Raw genomic sequence first — 22,260 nt, forward strand, 5'->3', positions numbered from 1 at the left:
AGAGTGACCCATGTGCGAGGAGTGCTACCGAGATGTGGGCACCATACGCGCGCACCACGGCCGATAAGGAGCGTTGCGGCAACTACGCTTTTGCGGAACCTATCTCGCGCGAGATCCTTTTCATCTTTTGTCGTCGGTCCAATGACATCACGCCAGAGTGCGAGTCAACGTATGAAAATAGCTTGAAAGCCTTGTCCATTAGCATGCCACGCAACGGATTGGCCTTGTACTCAGCTTCGGCATAGAGTAGCTCGGCCAAAAAGTTAAGGCGTTCCACACGTTGGTCCTCACACCACTGCTCCTTGCCGTAAATCATCATCTCGTCAACGGTAAGGTTTCTAAGGTCGTCGTAATTGCCCACGTATTGGCGATAAAGATCGCGTATCATGTCGTCTCGCTTGTCGTCTTGCCTCACGTGGAGCAGGCGCGCGAGCGCGGCTTGGAACTCTTCGATAAGCCGAATGAAATAATCTCGTTGTAACATATCTTCGATGTTTTAAGGTGCATGGGATAGAACGCCATGTTCGTCATACCCATTTCATACTCTTCAAATACTGTAACCCACGCTGATATATGGATATACCACCATGCCTCTATTCACGCCATCGTTCGAAACACCCAACTCGTCAAACTGCTTTACGGCGATGCCCGGGCTGATGCCAAGACGTAGAATGACGCCGTTGGCGTGCTGATAGCGATAGCCCACGTCTATAAAACAGAAGGCGCCATCACGGTCTTCTTCCACTATATAACCATTGGCGTGGCTGATTTTGCACTTGTACCAGCCATAACTCAAGCCCACGCCCAACTCAGCGTGATGATCTTTACAACCAATTAGATAATTGACGGCTACCGGAATACTCCATCCTGTGGTTTTGTCAGGCCCAACATTGAAAAAACGACGAGAGTTCGACGTGGCGTATGCCACACCCAATCGTCCACCCCATCGTGTGTCCGCATTAAACCGTGAGTCGTAATACAGTCCTAAAGTGGTGGACGATCCGCCCACCTCGACCATCAGTCCACCATCGGTTTGGGCTTGGCACTCAATGACACCAAGCAAAGATAGCAAGGCGCAACAAACCGTTGACTGTATAAAAAACATCACTTTCATATTTTTATTTCTTTCCCATAAGACACAATGCCCACGTGTCACGCTCTGCCATTGATAGCTCACGTTGTCGACATTAGCCCAGCCGGCAAACCAAATGTCACAGGTCGACTTGGTGTTTCCGCGCGCGTCATGATTGGTAACGGCCACAAGCGGAGAGCGGTATCGAAGATTGCCAAACGTGACAACAAGCGTTATTGCCTCAAATGCCGTGTGGACGACGGTTGGGGGCATGCGTTTTTGCAAAAATAAGAATAATCGGCGGCATAACAAAATGATAGCGGCATAAAGATGCTAAAACATGACAGGATATGAGAGTGCTTTTTTAAAATAAAACACCGTCACGACGAAACCCCGGCGGCGAACATACATAACTGTCAAAAAATCTAACCGAATTTTAACACTTCAGACAAGGATGCTACAGAGATTGGACGCTCGAAAAAACACGCCCGAATGAACTTTTCTCGCATGATTGCTCCAATATGAATTGGCAATTGATACCTATTCGCGCCATGTATGGGACTTAAAGGCATGACGAATCGGGTTTAGTCGTACTGCGATTAATACCAGAACGTGTCATGATTAAGGCTTAATGACAGCGTGCGGGCAGCCAATGAGGGATTGCAAAATGCCCGTTTCCTCGTAAAATATTAAAACATAGGTAGTTGTGTACTTGGCTTATTTTTGGCGTATTTGCGACCAAGCATGCCATTGTTTGAAAATAAGCCAAGCATAAACAGTGGCTTGTCTTATTTTTTCAAAATAGATAACCACCACTATCCTTACATCTTCTCATCACCCTTGCCATCATGCTACGCACACCATTGGGTCAAGGTGTTTTCATGGTCATGATACCGTCACAATGGCAAAATAAAATTAGACGATATGAGAAAAACTATAATGCAGCCTATTTTATTAAAAGATTAGTGGTCTGTAAAACCTCCTAAGTATCACCATAAAACAACAATTTTATGGTCTAAAGTGAAAACTTGCATAATAAATTCTGTTTTTATTTTGTTATCTCCGAAAGTTACCCTATCTTTGCCACGACCAAAGATGAAACATGTACAACTTGAATGCATGACCAACCTAAAACAAGCGTAGAAGCTATACAAACATGCATGTAAACCTATAAATTTAAAAAATACTATGGCAGATGGATTAGAGGTAAAAGAACTGGAGAGTGTCGTTGTGAGATTCTCTGGTGATTCTGGCGACGGTATGCAATTAGCCGGTAACATTTTTTCCACAATTTCAGCAACAGTCGGTAACGATATATCTACGTTTCCAGACTATCCAGCAGACATTCGCGCTCCGCAAGGCTCGCTGACAGGCGTTTCTGGATACCAAATTCATGTGGGAGAAGACAAAGTATACACGCCGGGCGACCAGTGCGACGTATTGGTCGCTATGAATGCCGCCGCACTGAAGACACAGTACAAATATCTCAAACCACAGGGAACAATTATTATCGACACTAACTCTTTTGGGCCTGACAACCTAAAAAAAGCTGAATTTCAAACCGATGACTACTTGGCAGAGATGGGTATAGACCCCGACAACGTTGTGGCATGCCCCATAACCAACATGGTAAAATCGTGCTTGGAAGATACAGACATGGACAACAAGTCTAAGCTGAAATGTCGCAACATGTTCGCTTTAGGAGTGGTTTGCTGGCTTTTCAACCGCGACATCGACCTGTTGGCCGAGTACCTGCGTAAAAAATTTGCCAAAAAACCAGCCGTTGCCGAGGCCAACATCAAGGTGGCTAAAGCAGGATACGACTATGGAACCAACACCCACTCGTCGGTACCCAACACCTATCGCATAGAGTCTAAACATAAAAGACCTGGCCGATACATGGATATCACTGGTAACAAAGCCACGGCATACGGCCTGATGGCTGCTGCCGAGCGCGCTGGCTTGAAACTGTTCTTGGGCTCATACCCCATCACACCGGCCACCGACATTCTGCACGAGTTGGCCAAACACAAATCAATGGGAGTAATTACGGTGCAATGCGAAGACGAGATTAGCGGTTGCGCCAGTGCTATCGGCGCTGCCTTTGCAGGCGCATTAGCTGCTACATCCACCTCGGGCCCGGGTATATGCCTGAAGAGCGAGGCTATGAACTTGGCCGTAATCGATGAGCTGCCATTGGTGGTGATAGACGTACAGCGTGGTGGTCCATCGACTGGCATGCCCACAAAGAGTGAGCAAACAGACTTGTTGCAAGTGCTATATGGCCGTAACGGCGAGAGCCCGATGCCAGTTATAGCCCCAATCAGTCCGACCGACTGTTTTGAGGCCGCCTACATGGCTGCCAAAATAGCCCTTGAACACCTCACGCCCGTAGTGCTGTTATCCGACGCTTACGTGGCCAATGGCTCGGGAGCATGGCGCCTGCCACAAATGAGCGACCTGCCAGAGATTAAACCGCACTATACGATAGAAAGTCAAAAATACAAATATACACCTTATCAGCGTGACCCTGAAAACTTTGTGCGCTATTGGGCTATACCTGGGACAAAAGGCTACACGCATATCCTCGGCGGACTGGAAAAGGATGGAGCGACGGGCGCTATATCCACAGAACCGACAAACCACGACAAGATGGTACGCCTGAGATATAACAAGATTTCAAGCATCAAAGTGCCTAATCTGAAGATTGAAGGTGACAAGGACGACGCAGAACTGCTCATTGTGGGCTTCGGCTCTACCTATGGGCATTTGCACTCGGCTATGGTTGCACTGCAAAAGAAAGGATATAAAGTGGCATTGGCCCACTTCAGGTATATCAACCCATTGCCTAAGAACACAGCTGAGGAGCTGAGCAAATATGAAAAGGTAGTGGTGGCAGAGCAAAACCTCGGTCAATTGGCCGCCCTGCTACGTATCAGGATAAACGATTTCTCGCCTTATCAATATAATAAGGTGATGGGACAACCATTCGTAGTGAACGAATTGGTAAAATCTTTTGAGGCGCTTATCATCAACGAAGACTCCAACAAAGTGAGCCGCGATTTTGAGACGCGCATGCTACAATAGACCGATTAACACTTTAAATCTGAAGACACAATGGAAGAAAACATTCAAACTGAGGCTATAAACGAACAAGCGGCCGAAGTAAAATATACATCCAACGATTATAAAAAAGGACAACCCCGTTGGTGTCCGGGATGTGGAGACCACGGTTTTTTGAACGCACTGCAAAAGGCTATGGCAGAAATAGGAGTGGCGCCATACGAGACAGCGGTAATATCGGGTATAGGATGCTCAAGCCGACTGCCTTACTACGTCAACACTTACGCCATGCAAACCATTCACGGCAGGGCTGCAGCCATAGCCACAGGAGCCAAAATAGTGAACCCAAAACTGACTGTTTGGCAAGTCAGTGGAGACGGAGATGCACTGGCTATCGGTGGTAACCACTTCATACACTGTATGCGCAGAAACGTGAATCTAAACATGATTTTGTTGAACAACCGTATCTATGGCTTGACAAAAGGACAATACTCGCCGACCAGCCCATTTGGCTTCGTGTCTAAATCGAGTCCTTATGGCACTGTTGAAGAACCGTTCAGACCAGCGGAATTATGCTTTGGCGCACGTGGAAAATTCTTTGCGCGCACCGTCGCTTCTGACATTTCGCACACCGTCAAAATGCTCAAAGCCGCTCATCATCACAAAGGCGCCGCTGTATGCGAGGTGTTGCAAAACTGCGTCATCTTTAACAACGGCATCCATGAATCCGTTTACTCTTCTACCGCTCGCAAGAATAATGCCATCTATGTGGAGCATGGCAAACCGTTAGTATTCGGTCCTAACAACGAGTTTGGATTGGTACAAGATGGATTTGCGCTAAAAGTGGTGGAAATAGGTAAGAACGGTTACACCATGAACGACGTATTGGTGCACGACGCTCATTGCGAGGACGACACGCTACAACTCAAGCTCGCCATGATGGATAACGAGCATGGATTCCCCGTGGCGCTTGGCGTGATACGCGACGTAGAGGCTCCTTGTTATGACGAAGCCGTGAATATGCAGATAGAAGAGATCAAACAGAAAAAATCTTACCACTGCTTTGAGGAACTCTTGGAGACCAACGATATTTGGGAGGTGACAGAATAAACTGATAGTAGACTGTCTGACAGCCTTTCTTTCAGTTTTAAAAGATTTGAGAACTACCCAATATAAGTTTTTATTTAGTGCCCTACAACAATATGTTGCAGGGCACTTTGATTGACATACCAAGTTTCAAATAGTATGAAAACAGCTCTTCCTTAAAATGCTCACAACAAGGACTATTAAGGCAGGCTGGACAATATCGGTTAGTCAGGTGATATTGCCAATATAACGAAAACGCAAATAGAAAAGGACAATTCGACAGCGGCCCTTCGAAAAACGCAAACGAAAACACCTGTAACGCATAGCCCCCCTCCACACCAAAACGTTTTAAAGGCAATGCTCTTCAGCATGGGCCATTTGGCTTGAGGGTCTACTTCGATACTGCCATCCAATTAAATGACATTAAAAAGAACATTGACAGGACGCGCGACAATCGAAAGTTGACAGCGCTATTATTACAACATGGCGTACCGTGCGCTTATATTTTGTCGCCATAGCATAGGTCGCCAGCATCGCCAAAACCGGGCACGATATACTTGTGCTCGTTCAATCCGGGGTCGATGGCGGCACACCAAATGGTAGTTTTATCGTCGGGAAACGTTTGTTTAACGTGCGCGATACCCTCTGGGGTAGCTATCACGCAGCACACATGAATGCGCTTGGGCGTTCCCTTAGTGAGAAAAGCCTTGTACCCCAACTCCATACTGCCACCCGTAGCGAGCATCGGGTCGACAATGACCAATGTCTTCTCGTCCATGCTGGGCGTGGCTAAATACTCCACATGAATATCCACTTTGCGATGCTCGGCATCGGTATACTCGCGATAAGCAGACACGAACGCATTGCCAGCATGGTCAAACACATTGAGAAAACCTTGGTGAAAGGGTAACCCGGCACGAAAAATGGTGCCCAAGACAATCTTGTCAGATGGCACGAGAACGGTTGAGATGCCTAATGGCGTGGCTATCTTCTTGGACGTGTAATCCAACTTTTTCGACACCTCAAAAGCCTCAAATTCACCAACGCGCATAATATTGTTTCGAAATAAAAGACGATTTTTCTGATATTCGACATCTCGAATTTCAGCCATATACTGCCCAATGATGCTGTTCTTGTCCGACAGATTGATAATTTCCATAATGTTGCGGTATTTTCTTTGGTGGATAAGGCCTTGAAGTCTCAGCCTTAATTTGTTTGCGATTGCAAAGTTAGCAAAACAGATTAATTTTGCAAAGCCTAAATGACAAATATGTTTCGGGCATATTTGTTTTTAATATCTTTAACCTAAAAAGGTTTGAGTTGTCGAAAAATTCACGATTAAAGCTTGTTCACACGACCACTTTTTGCTAACTTTGCAAATAACATAATAAGGATATAATCACTTTTACAACTTAAATACATTTAACGAAATGGCAAAGTTTAATAAATCTGTGCTTGAAAAGTACGGTATCACTGGTACTACTGAGGTAGTTTACTGCCCCACTTACGAGACCCTCTTCGAAGAAGAAACAAAGGAAGGTCTCGAGGGCTTTGAAAAGGGTCAGGAGACAGAGTTAGGCGCTGTATGTGTACAGACTGGTATCTATACTGGCCGCTCTCCCAAAGACAAGTTCATCGTAGATGATGAAAATTCTCACGACACTCTATGGTGGACAAGCGACGAATACAAGAATGACAACCACAAGATGACCAAGGACGCTTGGAAGGTTGTGAACGAATTGGCCAAGAAAGAGCTTTCAAACAAGCGTCTGTTTGTTGTTGATGGCTTCTGCGGTGCCAACAAAGACACTCGCATGAAGATTCGTTTCATCGTGGAAGTGGCTTGGCAAGCTCATTTCGTAACTAACATGTTCATTCGTCCTATCAACCAAGAAGAGTTGGATCAGGAGCCTGATTTCATTGTTTACAACGCTTCCAAGGCCAAGGTTGAAAACTACAAGGAACTCGGTTTGAACTCTGAAACCTGCGTGGCATTCAACGTTACAACCAAAGAGCAAGTTATCCTGAACACATGGTACGGTGGCGAAATGAAGAAAGGTATGTTCTCTATGATGAACTACTATTTGCCATTGAAGGGCATCGCATCTATGCACTGCTCTGCCAATACAGACATGAACGGTCAAAACACTGCCATCTTCTTCGGTCTTTCTGGTACAGGTAAGACAACCCTTTCGACCGACCCCAAACGCCTTCTCATTGGTGACGACGAGCATGGATGGGATGACAACGGCGTGTTCAACTTCGAGGGAGGTTGCTATGCCAAGGTTATCAACCTTGACAAAGAGTCTGAGCCTGACATCTACAATGCTATCAAGCGCAACGCTCTCCTTGAGAACGTTATTGTAGACGAAAATGGCAAGATTGATTTCACGGACAAGAGCCGCACCGAGAACACTCGTGTTTCTTACCCAATCCATCACATCAAGAATATCGTAAAGCCTATCTCGGCTGGTCCCGCCGCCAAGCAGGTAATCTTCTTGAGTGCTGACGCGTTTGGCGTGTTGCCTCCTGTGTCTATCTTGAGTGCAGAGCAGACTAAGTATTACTTCCTCTCTGGCTTCACCGCCAAGCTCGCAGGAACAGAGCGTGGCATAACAGAGCCTACGCCTACATTCTCCGCTTGCTTCGGCCAAGCATTCCTCGAGCTGCACCCAACAAAGTACGCAGAGGAGCTGGTTAAGAAGATGAAGAGAAACGGTGCCAAGGCTTACTTGGTGAACACTGGTTGGAACGGTACTGGCAAGCGTATCTCTATCCGCGACACACGTGGTATCATTGACGCTATTTTGAACCACTCTATAGATGAGGCTCCTACCAAGACCATACCTTATTTCAACTTCGTAGTACCTACAAAGCTTGAAGGTGTGGCTACCGAGATACTTGATCCACGCGATACTTACGCTGATGCTTCTAAGTGGGAAGAGAAAGCTAAGGACCTCGCCGCACGTTTCATCAAGAACTTTGACAAGTATACCACAAACGAAGCAGGCAAGGCTCTTGTAGCCGCTGGTCCCCAGCTTTAAGCTGCCGAATTTGTAATACATAATATAAAAAGCCCGTTCCATCGTGAATGGGCTTTTTGTATTTAGCCTAATTATAATAAAGTGACATAATCATTAAAACTTGCAAAAATATTTTGTGTGTACGGAAACAATGTTTATCTTTGCATTGTCTTCGTGAGAAGATGCACATAAAGTTTCATTAGGTTAGTAGTTTGATAGATTTTTAAGGTAAAGATTAGGATTATGTTATTAGATTTTGAATCAGCTGGAATATCAGTTTAGGTCATTTTTTATGACTGTTCTTAGTATTATTGCTTTGGCAATGCTGATATCCATTAACATTATTCTTGCAAAAAGACAGTGTGAGTGATCATATTGTCTTTTTTGTTTATATATGGATCAGTATCTCGTACTTTACGTCGCAAAACCCGTTAATGGCAAGTATACTATGTAAGTGTACAGCATGGTTTTTCTAAACCCATGCAAATCGGCTATACTATCGCTTTAAACCATAAATCACACGCATATCAAATAGAAATGGTGGGTGGCATTATTTGGTTTAGTTTAAAAGAGTTATCTTTCCTAATAAGCAATGGTCGGGTCAAAAAAGATCGTTTTGATAGCCATTGGACTCAGTCCCTCTAAAAATTTTGGTGCATGCCATTGGCCATTTGTTTCAATATGTGGTATCAGTGTTTGAAAGTTATTTTTCACTGTTCTCGCAAGGTAAAAGATGTCGTTTGTGGCATAGAAACGCTGCCTTTGTCATGCGATGAGTGCTTCTTTGTGCTTCGTTTTGGCTTTAATGGCTTAACCGTTAGCAACCAATGGTACGTCGATTGGTATCTATAAGAAACGTGAACGCTACCTAATGGTAATTCGTGGAGTGTATACTTTCGCCCGCCAAAAACATAGCTCCAACGGCACATGAGACAGAGTTGTTAAAATATACGATACCAATCGTACTATGTACAAAATAATTCAGTAACTTTGTTACCACTTACTGATCATTCCGCTTTGGCGTGTCGAAGCGCGCCTTTGCGCCCTGATGAAAACCTTCAACATTCATGACACCACCTAACATTCACTTTTCTTTCCAATCGTTGTGGCGCTCCCTGATGCCTGTATATGGTAATAGCGAGGGCGAGGCAAAAGCTGTGACACGACTTCTACTCGAAGATATGTTTGGCATGACGATGGCCGATATTTGCGGTGGGGCGTTGGAGCAAATGAACATCAATGACAAGCGGCGACTTGACGCCATGATGACGCGCCTGCTACAAGGCGAGCCGGTGCAATACATCATAGGTGAGAGCGTGTTTTGTGGGCGGCGGTTTATCGTGGAACCGTGCGTGTTGATACCGCGACCCGAGACTGCGCAGTTATGCCGTATGGTGGTGACCGACCATGATAGACCTGTCTGTGCGTTACAACCGCCATTGCCCCTGCGGGTGCTTGACATTGGCACAGGCAGCGGTTGCATAGCCGTGACGCTGGCCATGAGCCTGTTTCGGCCGGAGGTGACGGCATGGGACATTTCGGCGGAGGCCTTGTTGGTGGCGCGGGCTAACGCCAAGCGGTACGGCGCACATATAGATTTTCAACTGCAAGACGCACTCTGCGCGCCTCATGACGAGGAAAAATGGGACGTCATCGTGTCCAATCCTCCGTATATATCCAATAGCGAGCGTAAAGATATGAGCCCTCATGTGCTCGACCATGAGCCACATACGGCACTCTTCGTGCCCGACGATGATCCGCTGCGGTTCTACCGTGCCATCGCCACATATGCCGCGAGCGCCCTGAAAAAGGATGGCACGCTCTATTTTGAGATAAACCCACGCTTTGCTGAGCAGATGCGAGAGATGCTGCAATACATGGGATTTGTGTATGTGGAAATAGTGAATGACGAGTACGGCAAGCGTAGATTTTGTAAGTCACAATTCGCCAAAGCTTAATTTATTGTGCTTGACGTGAGTGCCACCAATACTATCAAGTGGAATACAACAAATAGAAAGACCGAAGAATATGAGAGCATCGCATTCGATAACCGTTCAAGAAGCCGAGGCGAAGTTGGCCAAGCGCTGTATGCGTGGGGAGTGTTCCACAGGCGAGCTTGACGATAAAATGCGCATTTGGGGACTAAGCGCGGACGACCGCCAAGCAGTGATTGACCGATTGGTGGAACTCAAATTTGTGGATGATGAGCGTTTTTGCCGGGCCTTTGTGAACGATAAAGTGAAATACAACCGATGGGGACGGCGAAAGATAGAGCAAGCTTTGTGGCAAAAGCATGTGCCATCGGAGGTATCATCGCCTATACTCGACGCAGTGCCTGATGCCGATTACATAGAGGCATTGAGCTCTTTGCTCAACGCTAAATGGCATACTATCAAGGCCAATACCGATTATGAGCGGAGCATGAAGTTCATAAAATATGCCTTAGGGCGTGGTTTTGATATGGATATCATACACCAATGTATCAATGAGATGACCAACGAGGCTGTGTTGGAGGATGAGAGTTAGTTTGCTGCAACGTTTTTTCGACCTTGTCGCCCCACGCACATGCTGTGTCTGTGGCCGACGGTTAGCGGCGGAAGAAGACACCATTTGCCTGTGCTGTAACTTGCGATTGCCTCGCACCAACTATGTGGACAGTCCTCGAGACAATGAAATGGCCAAATGTTTTTGGGGGCGGGTGGAGCATCTGCAAAAGGCTGTGGCGATGTTTTTCCACGATGGTGGGTCGCAGGTTTCTTATCCCATCTACCGCCTGAAATATTTTCATCAACCCGATTTAGGATGGGCTTTGGGACGATTGATGGGACAAGAGTTGGAGGGTTCTGGTTTTTTCGATGATATAGACATCATTGTTCCGGTACCCTTGAGTCCTGATCGGCAGCGAGAGCGAGGCTACAACCAAAGCGAGCTCATAGCTCAAGGCATGGCGGATGTGTGTCACAAACCAGTGGTGCCGGGTGTGATGGCTCGGGAAAACTTTGTTGGTAGCCAGACCAAGAAAGACCGTTGGGAGCGTAATCAGGGCGTAAAGGATGCGTTTAGGGTGGTCAACGCCGACAAAATAAGTAATTGTCACGTGCTCATAGTAGACGATATTGTAACGACAGGAGCCACCATAACCGCTTGCGCCAATAGCATGGAACAAGTTGAGGGAGTAAAAATCAGCGTGGCGTCGATAGCGTTTGTATCCCCCGGAATATAAATAGCGGGTTTCCTTTGTGTTTTCGCTATTTTACGTTAACTTTGCGTCATAAACATCGTTCTTTTGTGTCTGAGAAACAAGTTGGGGCATAAAAGGCCATACAAAATAAACATTGACAGATGAACAACTACAAAAAAGATTTCGCCAAACGCCTGTTAGACATCAAGGCCATCAAGTTGCAGCCAGACGCTCCGTTTACATGGGCATCAGGCTGGAAGTCTCCCATATATTGCGACAACCGTAAGACATTGTCTTACCCAGACTTGCGCAGCTTCGTAAAGCAAGGTTTGGTCAATGTCGTCAAGGAGCGTTTTGCCAATGCCAGTGCTGTGGCGGGCGTGGCTACTGGGGCCATAGCACAAGGCGCATTGGTGGCCGATGTGCTGAATTTGCCCTTCTGCTATGTGCGTTCCAAACCCAAAGATCATGGTATGGGCAACCTGATAGAAGGCACGCTGCCTGCAAACTCCAAGGTGGTGGTGGTAGAAGATTTGATATCCACAGGTGGAAGCTCGCTCAAAGCCGTTGAGGCCTTGCGGCAAGCAGGTTTTGAGGTGGTTGGCATGGTGGCCAGCTTCACCTATGGTTTTCCCATAGCCGCTGAAGCTTTTCAAAAGAGTGGCGTGGAACTTGTCACATTGTCCGACTACGATCATCTCGTGGAGGTGGCTCGAGAGACTGGATATGTCAAGGAGGGCGATATGGAGACGTTGCGCGAATGGCGTGAGGCGCCTGCAGAATGGCGTAAATAATACGTACACTTGCATGCTTGTCTTGACAGGCTTGCGTATGTTGAAAAGGAAGAAAAAATAACAAAATGACAAAGTTAGAAAGCACAGTTCGACAGATAAACTATCCCCAGCGGTCTGTTTATGGCATGTTGAGCGATCTCAACAATATTAATAAGGTGAAGGATAAGTTGCCAGAGGACAAACTGAAAGACCTATCGTTTGATAGCGATAGCATCTCAGTATCCTCGCCGATGGGAGCTGTGAAATTGGCGATAATTGATAGGGAAGAGCCTAAAACCATCAAGTTTGAAACCAAAGAAAGCCCATTACCTTTCAATTTTTGGATTCAAATTTTGCCCGTTACCGAAACTACGAGCAAAATAAAGTTGACCATCAAGATAGAACTAAATCCTTTTATCAAGGGCATGGTTAAGAAACCGTTGCAAGAAGCGTTGGAGAAGATAGCCGACGTAATGCAGATGATACGTTACGAATAGACATGGACGCGTTTGCATGAAAAAATATTGGGGCATACTGTTCTGCCTTGTTGGCTTGCTTGTTGCTTGTGGCCCTACCGAGGAGCAATATAGCAGGAGCTATTGCAGGCTTTATTTTGACAACGGCATACGCAACGATCCCACGTTGGCTGCTGCCATGACGCGTCACTCGGGAGTTTTTGTCACCATTTCTATCGTGGGCAAACAGTTTGTTTTCGCAAGTAATCAAGGGGTAAGTTCGCGTTGCGACATTTTGGCCGTGGACGAGCGACGTAGATACGTTTTGGGACAAAACAATGGTATTATCGTGGGATATGGCATGTCTACGGACGCGATTTTTTACGCTTATGACTGCGAATGTCCTAACTGTTTCGACCTGAACGCATTGCCACGCCGGAGCTATAAGCTTGCTATCAACGAGTTTGGTATAGCCACTTGCGGCACTTGCAAACGCCAATACGACCTGAATAATGATGGGATAGTACGTTCAGGATCCGCTGGTAAAAAACTGACGCGTTACCGAGCTACCACTACTGGACCGTATGGCGTGCTGAATATCTGAGCCGAAATCTTTTCTTAAATAGTGTGAAACCTTTGGCATTCTGAATAATTAACAATATCTTTGCACAACATTTTACGGTGCCAAGAGCCCCAAAGGCTGTTTCTCTCGCTTTCGTCGGGAAAGAGTAATGGACATTGGTGATCGTTATTTTTGATGGCTTAGACCGTTGCCGCAATGGTGGAATTGGTAGACACGAGGGACTTAAAATCCCTTGGCCAGTAATGGCTGTACGGGTTCGAGTCCCGTTCGCGGCACTTCCTAAATTTTTTTTATTATGAGAAACTTTTTTGTTAGTTCCCTTTCTGTCATCACACTGCTTGCTATTAGCTCATGTTCCAAGTTGGGACCGTTGTCGGCTGATAATTTCACGGTTACTCCTAATCCGCTTGAAACACAGGGCGGACAGGTGCCAGCAACCATCAACGGTGTGTTTCCAGCCAAATATATGAAGAGCAAGGCCGTGGTTACGGTCACTCCTGAGTTGCGCTATGGCAACGGACAGGTGGCTAAAGGGAGAAGTGCTGTGTTCCAAGGTGAGAACGTAATGGGCAACAACCAAACCATATCTTATAAGGTTGGAGGGCGTTACACCATGAAGACCTCTTTCGATTATTTGCCCGAGATGCAACAGAGCGACATGTATCTCACGTTTGACGCTCGATTGGGCAAAAAGAAAGTACAAGTGCCCGCGGTCAAAGTGGCAACGGGAGTGTTGGCCACCTCTGAGCTGTATAGGCAGACATTGATGAATGCCGGAGGCTGCATCGCCCCCGATTCGTTTGAGCGTGTGAAAGCCAAGAAGACCGAGGCCAACATCAAATTCCTCGTCAACCAAGCCAACTTGCGCAAGAGTGAGCTTAAAAATAATTCCGTGCAAGAGTTTGTACAAATGCTCAGACAAATCAATATAGACCGTGAGGGGTTGAACCTTAGAAACGTGGAGGTGCGTGCCTACGCCTCTCCAGAGGGTGGCTTCAGCTTTAACGATAAGCTCGCGGAGAAACGAAAAGGCAGTTCGGAGAGCTACGTGAAGAGGCAGCTCAAAGACGCCAAGTTGGTCGGTTCAAGCATAGACGCACGTTATACAGCCCAAGATTGGGACGGCTTTAAGCGCTTGGTACAGGCCAGCAACATACAAGACAAGGATGTAATACTGCGTGTACTTGAAATGTACAAAGACCCAGAGCAGCGCGAGCAACAAATCAGAAACATGAGCGAGGGCTTCAGAGAGTTGGCCAATGGCATATTGCCAGAGCTGCGTCGCAGCCGACTGATCATCAACTATGAGACCATAGGGCGCTCTGACGAACAAATAAAGGAACAATATTCCATCGATCCGGCTCGTCTGAGCCCTGATGAATTGCTCTACTTCGCAAGCTTGGAGGCAAGTGCTGCTGGCAAGGAAGCCATCTACAAGAAAACCGCGGAGATATACGATAAAGACTACCGTGCGTTCAATAATTTGGCTGCTCTCGCTTTTAACGAAGGCAACATGAGGCGCGCAAAAGATTTCATTCAGACAGCATTAAGAAAAAATCCCAAGGCTCCAGAAGCCTATGCCAACCTCGCGCTAATCGATTTGAGGAACGGAGAACTGCAAAGTGCCGAGAACAATCTATCCAAAGCCATTGACGCCAACGGTTTTGGCGAGGTTATTGGAAACTTGAATATAGCCAAGGGAAATTACGCCACCGCAGTGAAAAACTTTGGCGATGCCAGCTCGAACAGTGCTGCGTTGGCCCAAATTCTCAACAAAGATTATGCGGCTGCCGTGGCTACACTCAAAGGCATTAAGCATCGAGACTCGCTCACCGATTATCTCATGGCTGTGGCTCTTAACCGTCAAGGCAACACCGCCACTGCCAAAGATTATCTCCAAAAGGCCACTGCGGCAAATCCAGAATTGGCAACCTACGCGGCCAAGGACCTTGAGTTCTCCAACTATAGATAATCCTTTTTCTCCATTTATGACTTGAGAGCCTTTTGCCGGATAGGCAGAAGGCTTTTTAAATTCAATCAATATGTATAAACGTTTACTCCTACTCTTTGTCATTGCGCTATCGCTATGTTCTTGTGGCATAAACGGAAAACGCTTCAAAATAAAAGGGCACATTCTCAATATCAACCAAGGTGAGTTCTACGTTTACGATGACATGGGGTTGATAAACGGCATCGACACTATCAAAGTGGAGGGTGGGCGGTTTACCTACGAGATGGATTGCGAGCGTCCCACCACGGTTATGCTTGTGTTTCCCAATTTCTCCGAGCAGCCCATATTTGCTGAACCGGGCAAGGACGCAAGCGTAAAAGGAGACGCGTCGCACCTAAAAGAGCTGAGGATAGAGGGCACGAAGACCAATGAGACTATGACCAAGTTTCGCTCTCAAATATCTAACGAGGCACCACCCGAAATAAAAAAACACGCAGAGCGGTTTGTAGAAGACCATCCTGAATCGCCTATTGGCGCTTATCTCGTTAAGAAATATTTCATTGCCAACCCCCAGCCAGACTATCGAAAAGCTTATAAATTGATAGAAACGATGCTCGCCAAGCAACCCACAAATACCAAGTTGGCACAGTTGGCAAAGGACATCAAAAACATGAATAGCGCATCTGTCAATTCTAAACTCCCCATATTTACGTCATTTGACATGAACGGCCGTCCTGTGGCCTCATCAGATTTGTCGGTTGGTGTAGCCGTGATTTGCACGTGGGCATCATGGAGTTATGACAGCATGGACCAGTTGCGCGTCATCCAAAGGTCACGCAAGAAAGCCAAGGGCCGACTTAAAGTCTTATCAATAGCCATTGAGGCAAGCAAGGTTGATTGTAAGAAAGCGTTGCAAAACGATAGTGTCACATGGCCCAATATTTGCGACGGAGCGATGTTTGATGGTAAAATCATACGGAAATTGGGCATGTTGAGCGTACCCGATAATATACTTGTCAAGGATGGACGTATTATAGGCCGGTCGCTTTCCAGCAAAGAGCTTGAGGAAAAAATAGACCAGAACTTATAACGCTACATATAGATACCGATGAAAAAACTGTCCGATCATGCTTGTTAAAACATACAGCGCGGCTGTAAATGGTCTTGAGGTCACGCCGGTTACGATAGAAGTGAGCCTGAATAAGGGTGTGATGTACCATCTCACTGGTCTTGGAGACGAGGCTGTGAGAGAGGGCAGGGACCGCATCGCGGCGGCCTTGTTGCACAATGGTTTTCATTTTCCGAAAGCTGATATCACAGTCAATTTGGCACCAGCCGACTTGCGTAAGGAGGGCAGCAGCTTTGACCTGCCCTTGGCAATAGCCATTCTCGCGGCTCATGGCCAAATCACCACCCCCGATCTTGACCGCTACATGATGGTGGGTGAGCTGAGCCTTGACGGCACCTTGCAACCCGCCAAAGGTGTGCTGCCCATAGCCATCAAGGCACGAGCCGAGCACTATAAAGGACTCATCGTGCCACAAGCCAACGTGCGTGAAGCTGCCGTGGTAAACCATTTGGAGGTTTACGGCATGGAAACGATGATCGATGTCATCAAGTTTCTCGGAGGGGAGATCACGCGCGAGCCTACTGTCGTTGACACGCGCAAGGAATTTTATGAGCGTCAGTACAATTTTGACCTTGACTTTGCCGATGTGCGAGGCCAAGAGAACGTGAAGCGAGCGCTTGAGGTGGCGGCTGCCGGTGGCCACAACCTCATAATGATAGGGCCGCCCGGCAGTGGCAAGTCGATGATGGCCAAACGCTTGCCTTCCATTCTTCCACCGCTCACATTGTCAGAGAGTTTAGAGACCACGCAAATACATTCCGTCGCTGGCCAACTGTCTCGACAGTCCACGCTTATCTCGCAACGACCGTTTCGCGCTCCCCATCACACCATTTCAGAGGTGGCTCTCGTGGGTGGAGGAACCAATCCTATGCCCGGGGAGATTAGTCTCGCGCATAATGGCGTGTTGTTTTGCGACGAGCTTCCAGAGTTCAACAAGCACACTTTGGAGGTGCTGCGCCAACCGTTAGAAGACCGAGCCATTAATATCAGCCGAGCCAAATACACCGTTACATTCCCATGCAGCTTTATGTTTGTGGCCAGCATGAACCCATGCCCTTGTGGATATTACGGCGATCAGACCCATCATTGCGTGTGCACGCCAGGGCAAATACAGAAATATCTCAACAAGATCAGTGGGCCACTACTTGACCGTATAGACATACAGTGCGAGATATCAGCCTTGCCTTTCAAGGATATATCAAAAGCCGCGCCGGGCGAGCCGAGCGTGAAAATTCGCGAACGGGTTATCGCCGCTCGTGGCATACAGACCGAACGTTTTAAGGACTGCAAGGATATACACTGCAATGCGCAGATGACCGAGCGCATGATCCATCGCTACGCCGAGCCAGACGCTGAAAGCCTCGAGTTGCTGCGCATGGCTATGGAGCGACTGTCGCTCTCCGCGCGCGCCTATACCCGTATCCTCAAGGTGGCGCGCACCATCGCCGACCTTGCAGGCTCTGACCAAGTAAGCTCCGAGCATTTGGCTGAGGCCATCGGCTATCGCAATCTCGATCGTGGTAACTGGGCGGAGCGTGAGCTTTAAGTTTGGTTAGTCCACGGGGCTTCGAAGACATAGACACGCTATATCAAAAAGGACTCTTGCCATGTCAATATGGCAAGAGTCCTTTTTGATTGGTAAGTGCTTAGGGGTTATTTGTCTTCCCAATCCATTGCCCATTGCACATCGCTCTCGTCAGCAACGTCATCCCAATCGTCATCTTCAAAAATGGGTTGTTGCTTGCTATCAGCGTGATCAAGGTTGCTTACGCCCATGATTGCTTGTTCCTGTACGGTTTGCCAATAGCATATTTCGGGTTCTATATATGTCTTTTTCATTGTGCCTTATTTTTATGAGATAATAGATTGATGTAAAAAGAGGGAACAGTATGGCATGCGAGCCACGTGGTTTGTTCATGCGGAAACTACATTTGTAGAAGATACGATTGACCCACATGTGTGACCATTCCCTCAAAATACATCTTATTTACCTTACGATTATTTTTATGTTGTTTACTACATAGATACCTGCAGGCAGGCTGATAGATTTAGTCTCGCCTTGCTCAACGTTCATGGTGGCTATGATCATGCCGTTCACAGCATAAACTTTCACCACGGTCTTCACTTGGGCTTTAGCAGTGATAGTACCCTCGCCGGCGTAGATAGCCAAGTCTGGACGAGTGTCAATATTTGTTATACCAGTGGTCCATCCGCCCGCATCGTCGAACGAAATACTAAATTTGTTCAACTTAGCGCCATAAGTTTGTGAGTTGCACTCATAGTATCCACGGAATGGATAGACATAGAGATTGTCAAGCCCTGGACGTAGATTGCGACAATATAGATAATTGTTTTTTGCGAAGTAGAACACGTTAGCCTCTCTGGCGTTAAACATTTTACCGGAGTAAGAGGCGCGGTTGGTAAACGTGTAGTTGGTATTCGCTATCGTACCCGTGGCTGTCTCGCCCTCAAAGGTGTAGTCGGCGGTGTTCATGGAGGTGGTGGCGGCGATGTCGGCACCATACTGTGTAGCAATGAACGATACGTCATCGTTGGTCGGTGCGTTGATGATATTCACCATGTACGGCACGTTTGGTAACGTCTTGTCAGATGTAAGCAGTGTGAAATGAGCCTTGGCGTAGTAGTCGTGGGGCGTATTCACCTCGTTCTCATCAAGTGTCAAGCAGTTGGTTGGTGCCATTTGGCTCAGTGAGAACGAGCAAGCGTCTGCTGTAGCGTTGGTGTGCACGCCATCTTCTAAGTTCAATGCGAATGGCAACATCACCGTGGCGAGTGTCACTTTGCCGTTAATCGGTCTGGTAATCTGCCTTGAATAGGTGGCATAGTTTTCTGCTGGCACCGTTATTTTGTACGGAGCGAAGAACGGCTGCTTGTCTGTTATGACGATGTTTTTGCATGCTCGGTAGCTGCCACTCTTTGTTTTCTGCACGAAATTGTCCTCGTTGCACGATGTGCGAGTGGGGAAATATAGCAGGCAGTTGGGGTTGAGCAGTGCCTTCATCTCATTGATAGCGTCTTTCTTGGGCATGTATACCGAGTACAGATTGGTATAATCCAAATAGAGCACCTGCTTTCCTGTCACATCGGCACCTTCTTTGTGCAGAGCCTCTGTGAGTGCTGTGCGCATCATGTTCACAGTTAGATAAGCGCTCTCGTTTGGCAATTCCTCGTTGGTCTCGCTGTCCACGGCCTTAAATACACCGCCGTACATGGCTTTGTTAGTGTCTGTCCCGTCAATGTCATAGCATGTGTTTTCGTAGATTTTCTTCAATTCGCATTTAGCCTTGTAGTCCTTGGTCTCAAGTCTCAAGTCCATGAGATAGTAGGCATAGTTGCGGTGTTCGAGTGCTGTGGTGGGGGCAACGTTCCATTGTGTCTCGTCGGCCGTAAAGAGATAGCACTTTTTCTCTCCATTCACGTCTATCACGATGTTGTCTGTAAAGGTTCCACCCTGCTCTGTATATCGTGTTTCAGAATAGGGATATTCTTCCAACAGGGCGGTTGTGCCAGACGTGTTGTCGTTGTTTAATTCGTCTATGTTGCTGTATTTGAAAGCTTTGTCACCGCATGTGCTTGTGGCTATCTTCGTGTCTGCAGGCTCGTGTCCAGTGGTGTTGTATTGTTTACCGTTGTACGTGTTGTAATAATCAGATTTCACAAAGAAGTATCGAGCGTGGTGTGGATCGTCCAAACCATAGGTGGCATCACCATATTTGCTATACAGATTTTCAAACGTGAAGCGGCATTTTTGTGCTCCACCTCCGAAAAATTCTTGTGGAACGTAGAATAAAAACTTACCTCCAGATACCTGAAAATCGTTACTGGTGAACTGCTGCATCAACTCTGGGCCATTTTCTATCATGGAGTGACACACTATGTCGATAGTGTTGATAAAGGGGTTAAGAGCCTCGAGCGTCAGTTCTACGGTGATGAGTGCTTGTGTGTTCTCGGCCAAACCGCTCACCGTGAACTTAATGGCGTCGTTGTTGAGGTCGGTCAGTTCGATGGCACCATCTTTTCCGTCGGTCACCTGTACCGTTTGGTAGGGTTCTGATTTATTGGTGCCATACACAGTGAGGGTGTAGGCAGAGGGCGTGAATGAGGGGTTCGTGATCGTCTTTTCGCCCGTGGCTTGTGCCCATGAGGCGGCATCGTCTGACGATGAAACCATCTGAGCGTTTCCGTTAGTGGAGGTGAGTGCCAAGTATACATACGATGTGTTGTCCGATCCTACCTTATAGGTCACTTGCCCATTGGTCACGGCAAAGATGCTTGCATTGTTTGCATTGGTTGTTGAAGTGACATTGTAGTCATTGCCAAAAAAGCCAGCCGATTGCAATTTGAGATAGTTACCTCCGCTCGAAATCTTACCTGTCTCGTCTATTTTCCATAGCACTTTGTTGCTATTGCTCCATTTACCATTGGTTTGTAGGTAATAAGTACGGTTCTTATAGACACTTGTAATGTAGTAGCCATCCAAGTTGCCAGTATAATTGATGGAACTCTCTTCGACGGCCACGCCATAATGATAGTTTATTTTGGCCTTAGTGATACGATAGCCCAATGGTATGGTGTTGCCATTCTGTGTGGTGGCGGTGGGCGTCTCCACATAATAGGTGTTGTTGCCCACGGCATAATACATTTTGCCCTCGTTTTGCAGCACCTGTATAGACCCGTTGCTGGGTGTGGCAGGCAACTTGTGGTCGGCTGTCACGGCATCTTCCTGATAGAACATGTTGGCGGCGTTGAGGTCTTTTACGTCCATATAATTGTAACTGTAATAGGTCTTGCCATCCTTGGTGTGAGGTTTAATCTGTCCGAGATCAATCCTCGAGGTAGCAAATGGCGCGCCTATCACATTGACGCCTTGGCTCACAATATCTGCTGGCGAGATGGGGCTCACAGACGATGTGAACGCTCCTTCGGCCGTAAAAAAAAGCTCGCACGATTTTAGTGTCACTCCAAACAGCTCGCCTTTGTCATGTTTGATGATGAAATAGAGGTTGTTTCCCATGTCAGTTTCGTTGGCACTGGTGCGCTCTATCACAAACTCTTGAGTGCTGTTTGACCTGCCGAGGGTGAGGGGAGTGGTCTTAGGGGCATCAGTATTAAATGTGCCATCGGTCTCGTATATGGTCTTATTTTGCGCCGCATGCTCCACACTGGCGTAGGTCTTATTGTTGTAGTTGTTCAGGAAAACCATGCGATAACCCGTGAACCGATAGCCTTTGGGTAGCGAGATGTTGAGATGGGTGCTCGTGGTGATGGGGCGACCGCCTTCAATGATGTATAGTTTTTGTTGCTCGTCGTACCTGATGTTTCCAGCAGGCACTTTGAGTTGTCCGCCCACTGTTAGTTCAGGCTCGTCAGAGAGAAGCAGCGACAGCGGCAGTTGCTCGTGTCGCCATAGCGAGCTGGCTCCGCTCTGGAATCCAATCTCGTTTTGTTTGGTAAAGCCGGCGATAAGTTTTCCTGTCGTCGGACTAATAGTCACATTCTGTGCGCTCAACTTTGTGATGCCAAGAAAGGCTAAGAGCCCAATGGCTAACAGCAAAGGAGCAAAACTTCTTGTCGTGTTAAAATGTAGTTTCATATTAGTGGTTGTTAAAGTTAAAAAAATCCTTAAACCATTTGTAAATGTACCCACGGGTTTCTCACCGATGCGACATGCGCATAGCTACGTGTTTTACCATTCGCTGCAAAGATAGGCTCTCTTTGTATGAAGGGCTTGGACTATATTTCCAATGAGTTGGAATATATGCCCTATTTGATATTGGCTATTTGGACTATTTAAGCAAAATGTAGGTGTAATTATTTGATAATCAATATCACTACTGTCCCGTTAAGGTGGACTAATCACTCTTTGAATTAATTGAAATACAGTCTATTAGGTGGTGTTTTGAAATGAAACGGACTTGATTTC

17 protein-coding genes and 1 tRNA gene are annotated in these 22,260 nt (G+C 46.9%); 13 read left to right on the forward strand and 5 right to left on the reverse strand.

All coding sequences use genetic code 11. The features are described 5' to 3' along the window. Positions 1 to 82: 82 nt before the first annotated feature. Positions 83 to 484 (reverse strand): hypothetical protein, encoded by a 402-nt coding sequence (locus tag C7379_RS08730; protein WP_116616973.1) that lies wholly within the window; start codon positions 482 to 484, stop codon positions 83 to 85. A gap of 63 nt (positions 485 to 547) precedes the next feature. Further along, positions 548 to 1,345 carry a hypothetical protein gene (locus C7379_RS12970; protein WP_243406760.1) on the reverse strand — a complete coding sequence of 266 codons (798 nt, stop codon included), beginning with the start codon at positions 1,343 to 1,345 and terminating at the stop codon, positions 548 to 550. Between the two features lie 915 nt (positions 1,346 to 2,260). On the opposite strand from C7379_RS12970, the gene C7379_RS08740 reads away from it, so the two are divergent. Together C7379_RS08740 and C7379_RS08745 are read left to right on the forward strand one after the other, a co-directional pair. Then, complete coding sequence (locus C7379_RS08740; protein ID WP_116616974.1) at positions 2,261 to 4,159, forward strand: 2-oxoacid:acceptor oxidoreductase subunit alpha; 1,899 nt, start codon at positions 2,261 to 2,263, stop codon at positions 4,157 to 4,159. 30 nt (positions 4,160 to 4,189) lie between these two features. After that, positions 4,190 to 5,245: a 2-oxoacid:ferredoxin oxidoreductase subunit beta gene (locus tag C7379_RS08745; protein WP_116616975.1), complete on the forward strand. Its 1,056-nt coding sequence runs from the start codon at positions 4,190 to 4,192 to the stop codon at positions 5,243 to 5,245. A 475-nt stretch (positions 5,246 to 5,720) separates the two neighbouring features. On the opposite strand, the gene upp is transcribed toward C7379_RS08745, so the two are convergent. After that, a complete protein-coding gene (gene upp, locus C7379_RS08750) occupies positions 5,721 to 6,380 on the reverse strand; it encodes a uracil phosphoribosyltransferase (protein ID WP_116616976.1) in 660 nt (219 codons plus the stop codon). A gap of 271 nt (positions 6,381 to 6,651) precedes the next feature. Between upp and pckA the strand changes: the two genes are divergently transcribed. The 11 genes from pckA to C7379_RS08805 all read left to right on the forward strand — a co-directional run bounded on the left by pckA (position 6,652) and on the right by C7379_RS08805 (position 17,862). After that, on the forward strand, positions 6,652 to 8,265 hold the full coding sequence (pckA, locus tag C7379_RS08755) for a phosphoenolpyruvate carboxykinase (ATP) (protein WP_116616977.1): 1,614 nt from the start codon (positions 6,652 to 6,654) through the stop codon (positions 8,263 to 8,265). Positions 8,266 to 9,311: 1,046 nt separating this feature from the next. Further along, positions 9,312 to 10,202: a peptide chain release factor N(5)-glutamine methyltransferase gene (gene prmC / locus C7379_RS08760; RefSeq protein WP_116616978.1), complete on the forward strand. Its 891-nt coding sequence runs from the start codon at positions 9,312 to 9,314 to the stop codon at positions 10,200 to 10,202. Positions 10,203 to 10,272: 70 nt separating this feature from the next. After that, complete coding sequence (locus C7379_RS08765; RefSeq protein WP_116616979.1) at positions 10,273 to 10,770, forward strand: regulatory protein RecX; 498 nt, start codon at positions 10,273 to 10,275, stop codon at positions 10,768 to 10,770. Then, the gene (locus tag C7379_RS08770; RefSeq protein ID WP_116616980.1) at positions 10,760 to 11,467 is read left to right on the forward strand and encodes a ComF family protein; all 708 of its coding nucleotides are present in this window, start codon (positions 10,760 to 10,762) and stop codon (positions 11,465 to 11,467) included. Before C7379_RS08765 ends, C7379_RS08770 begins: the two co-directional genes overlap by 11 nt. A 119-nt stretch (positions 11,468 to 11,586) precedes the next feature. Then, a complete protein-coding gene (gene pyrE / locus C7379_RS08775; protein ID WP_116616981.1) occupies positions 11,587 to 12,219 on the forward strand; it encodes an orotate phosphoribosyltransferase in 633 nt (210 codons plus the stop codon). Between the two features lie 65 nt (positions 12,220 to 12,284). Continuing rightward, positions 12,285 to 12,695 (forward strand): SRPBCC family protein, encoded by a 411-nt coding sequence (locus C7379_RS08780; protein WP_116616982.1) that lies wholly within the window; start codon positions 12,285 to 12,287, stop codon positions 12,693 to 12,695. A 16-nt stretch (positions 12,696 to 12,711) separates the two neighbouring features. Next, positions 12,712 to 13,257, forward strand: a complete 546-nt coding sequence (locus C7379_RS08785; RefSeq protein ID WP_116616983.1) for a hypothetical protein — start codon at positions 12,712 to 12,714, stop codon at positions 13,255 to 13,257. Positions 13,258 to 13,425: 168 nt separating this feature from the next. Continuing rightward, positions 13,426 to 13,511, forward strand: a tRNA-Leu gene (locus C7379_RS08790). Between the two features lie 20 nt (positions 13,512 to 13,531). Then, entirely contained in the window at positions 13,532 to 15,208 is a 1,677-nt protein-coding gene (locus C7379_RS08795) for a tetratricopeptide repeat protein (RefSeq protein ID WP_116616984.1), read from the forward strand. Between the two features lie 70 nt (positions 15,209 to 15,278). Further along, positions 15,279 to 16,277 carry a DUF4369 domain-containing protein gene (locus tag C7379_RS08800; protein WP_116616985.1) on the forward strand — a complete coding sequence of 333 codons (999 nt, stop codon included), beginning with the start codon at positions 15,279 to 15,281 and terminating at the stop codon, positions 16,275 to 16,277. A gap of 37 nt (positions 16,278 to 16,314) precedes the next feature. Next, positions 16,315 to 17,862, forward strand: a complete 1,548-nt coding sequence (locus C7379_RS08805) for a YifB family Mg chelatase-like AAA ATPase (protein ID WP_116616986.1) — start codon at positions 16,315 to 16,317, stop codon at positions 17,860 to 17,862. Between the two features lie 107 nt (positions 17,863 to 17,969). Here the strand turns inward: C7379_RS08805 and C7379_RS08810 are convergent, their stop codons facing one another. Both C7379_RS08810 and C7379_RS08815 read right to left on the reverse strand, forming a co-directional pair. After that, positions 17,970 to 18,155, reverse strand: coding sequence for a hypothetical protein (locus C7379_RS08810; RefSeq protein WP_116616987.1), 186 nt, complete (start codon positions 18,153 to 18,155; stop codon positions 17,970 to 17,972). 148 nt (positions 18,156 to 18,303) lie between these two features. Further along, positions 18,304 to 21,930, reverse strand: coding sequence for a hypothetical protein (locus C7379_RS08815; protein ID WP_243406761.1), 3,627 nt, complete (start codon positions 21,928 to 21,930; stop codon positions 18,304 to 18,306). Positions 21,931 to 22,260: the final 330 nt, after the last annotated feature.

The sequence above is a fragment of the Hallella colorans genome, assembly GCF_003096815.1.
Classification (GTDB): domain Bacteria; phylum Bacteroidota; class Bacteroidia; order Bacteroidales; family Bacteroidaceae; genus Prevotella; species Prevotella colorans.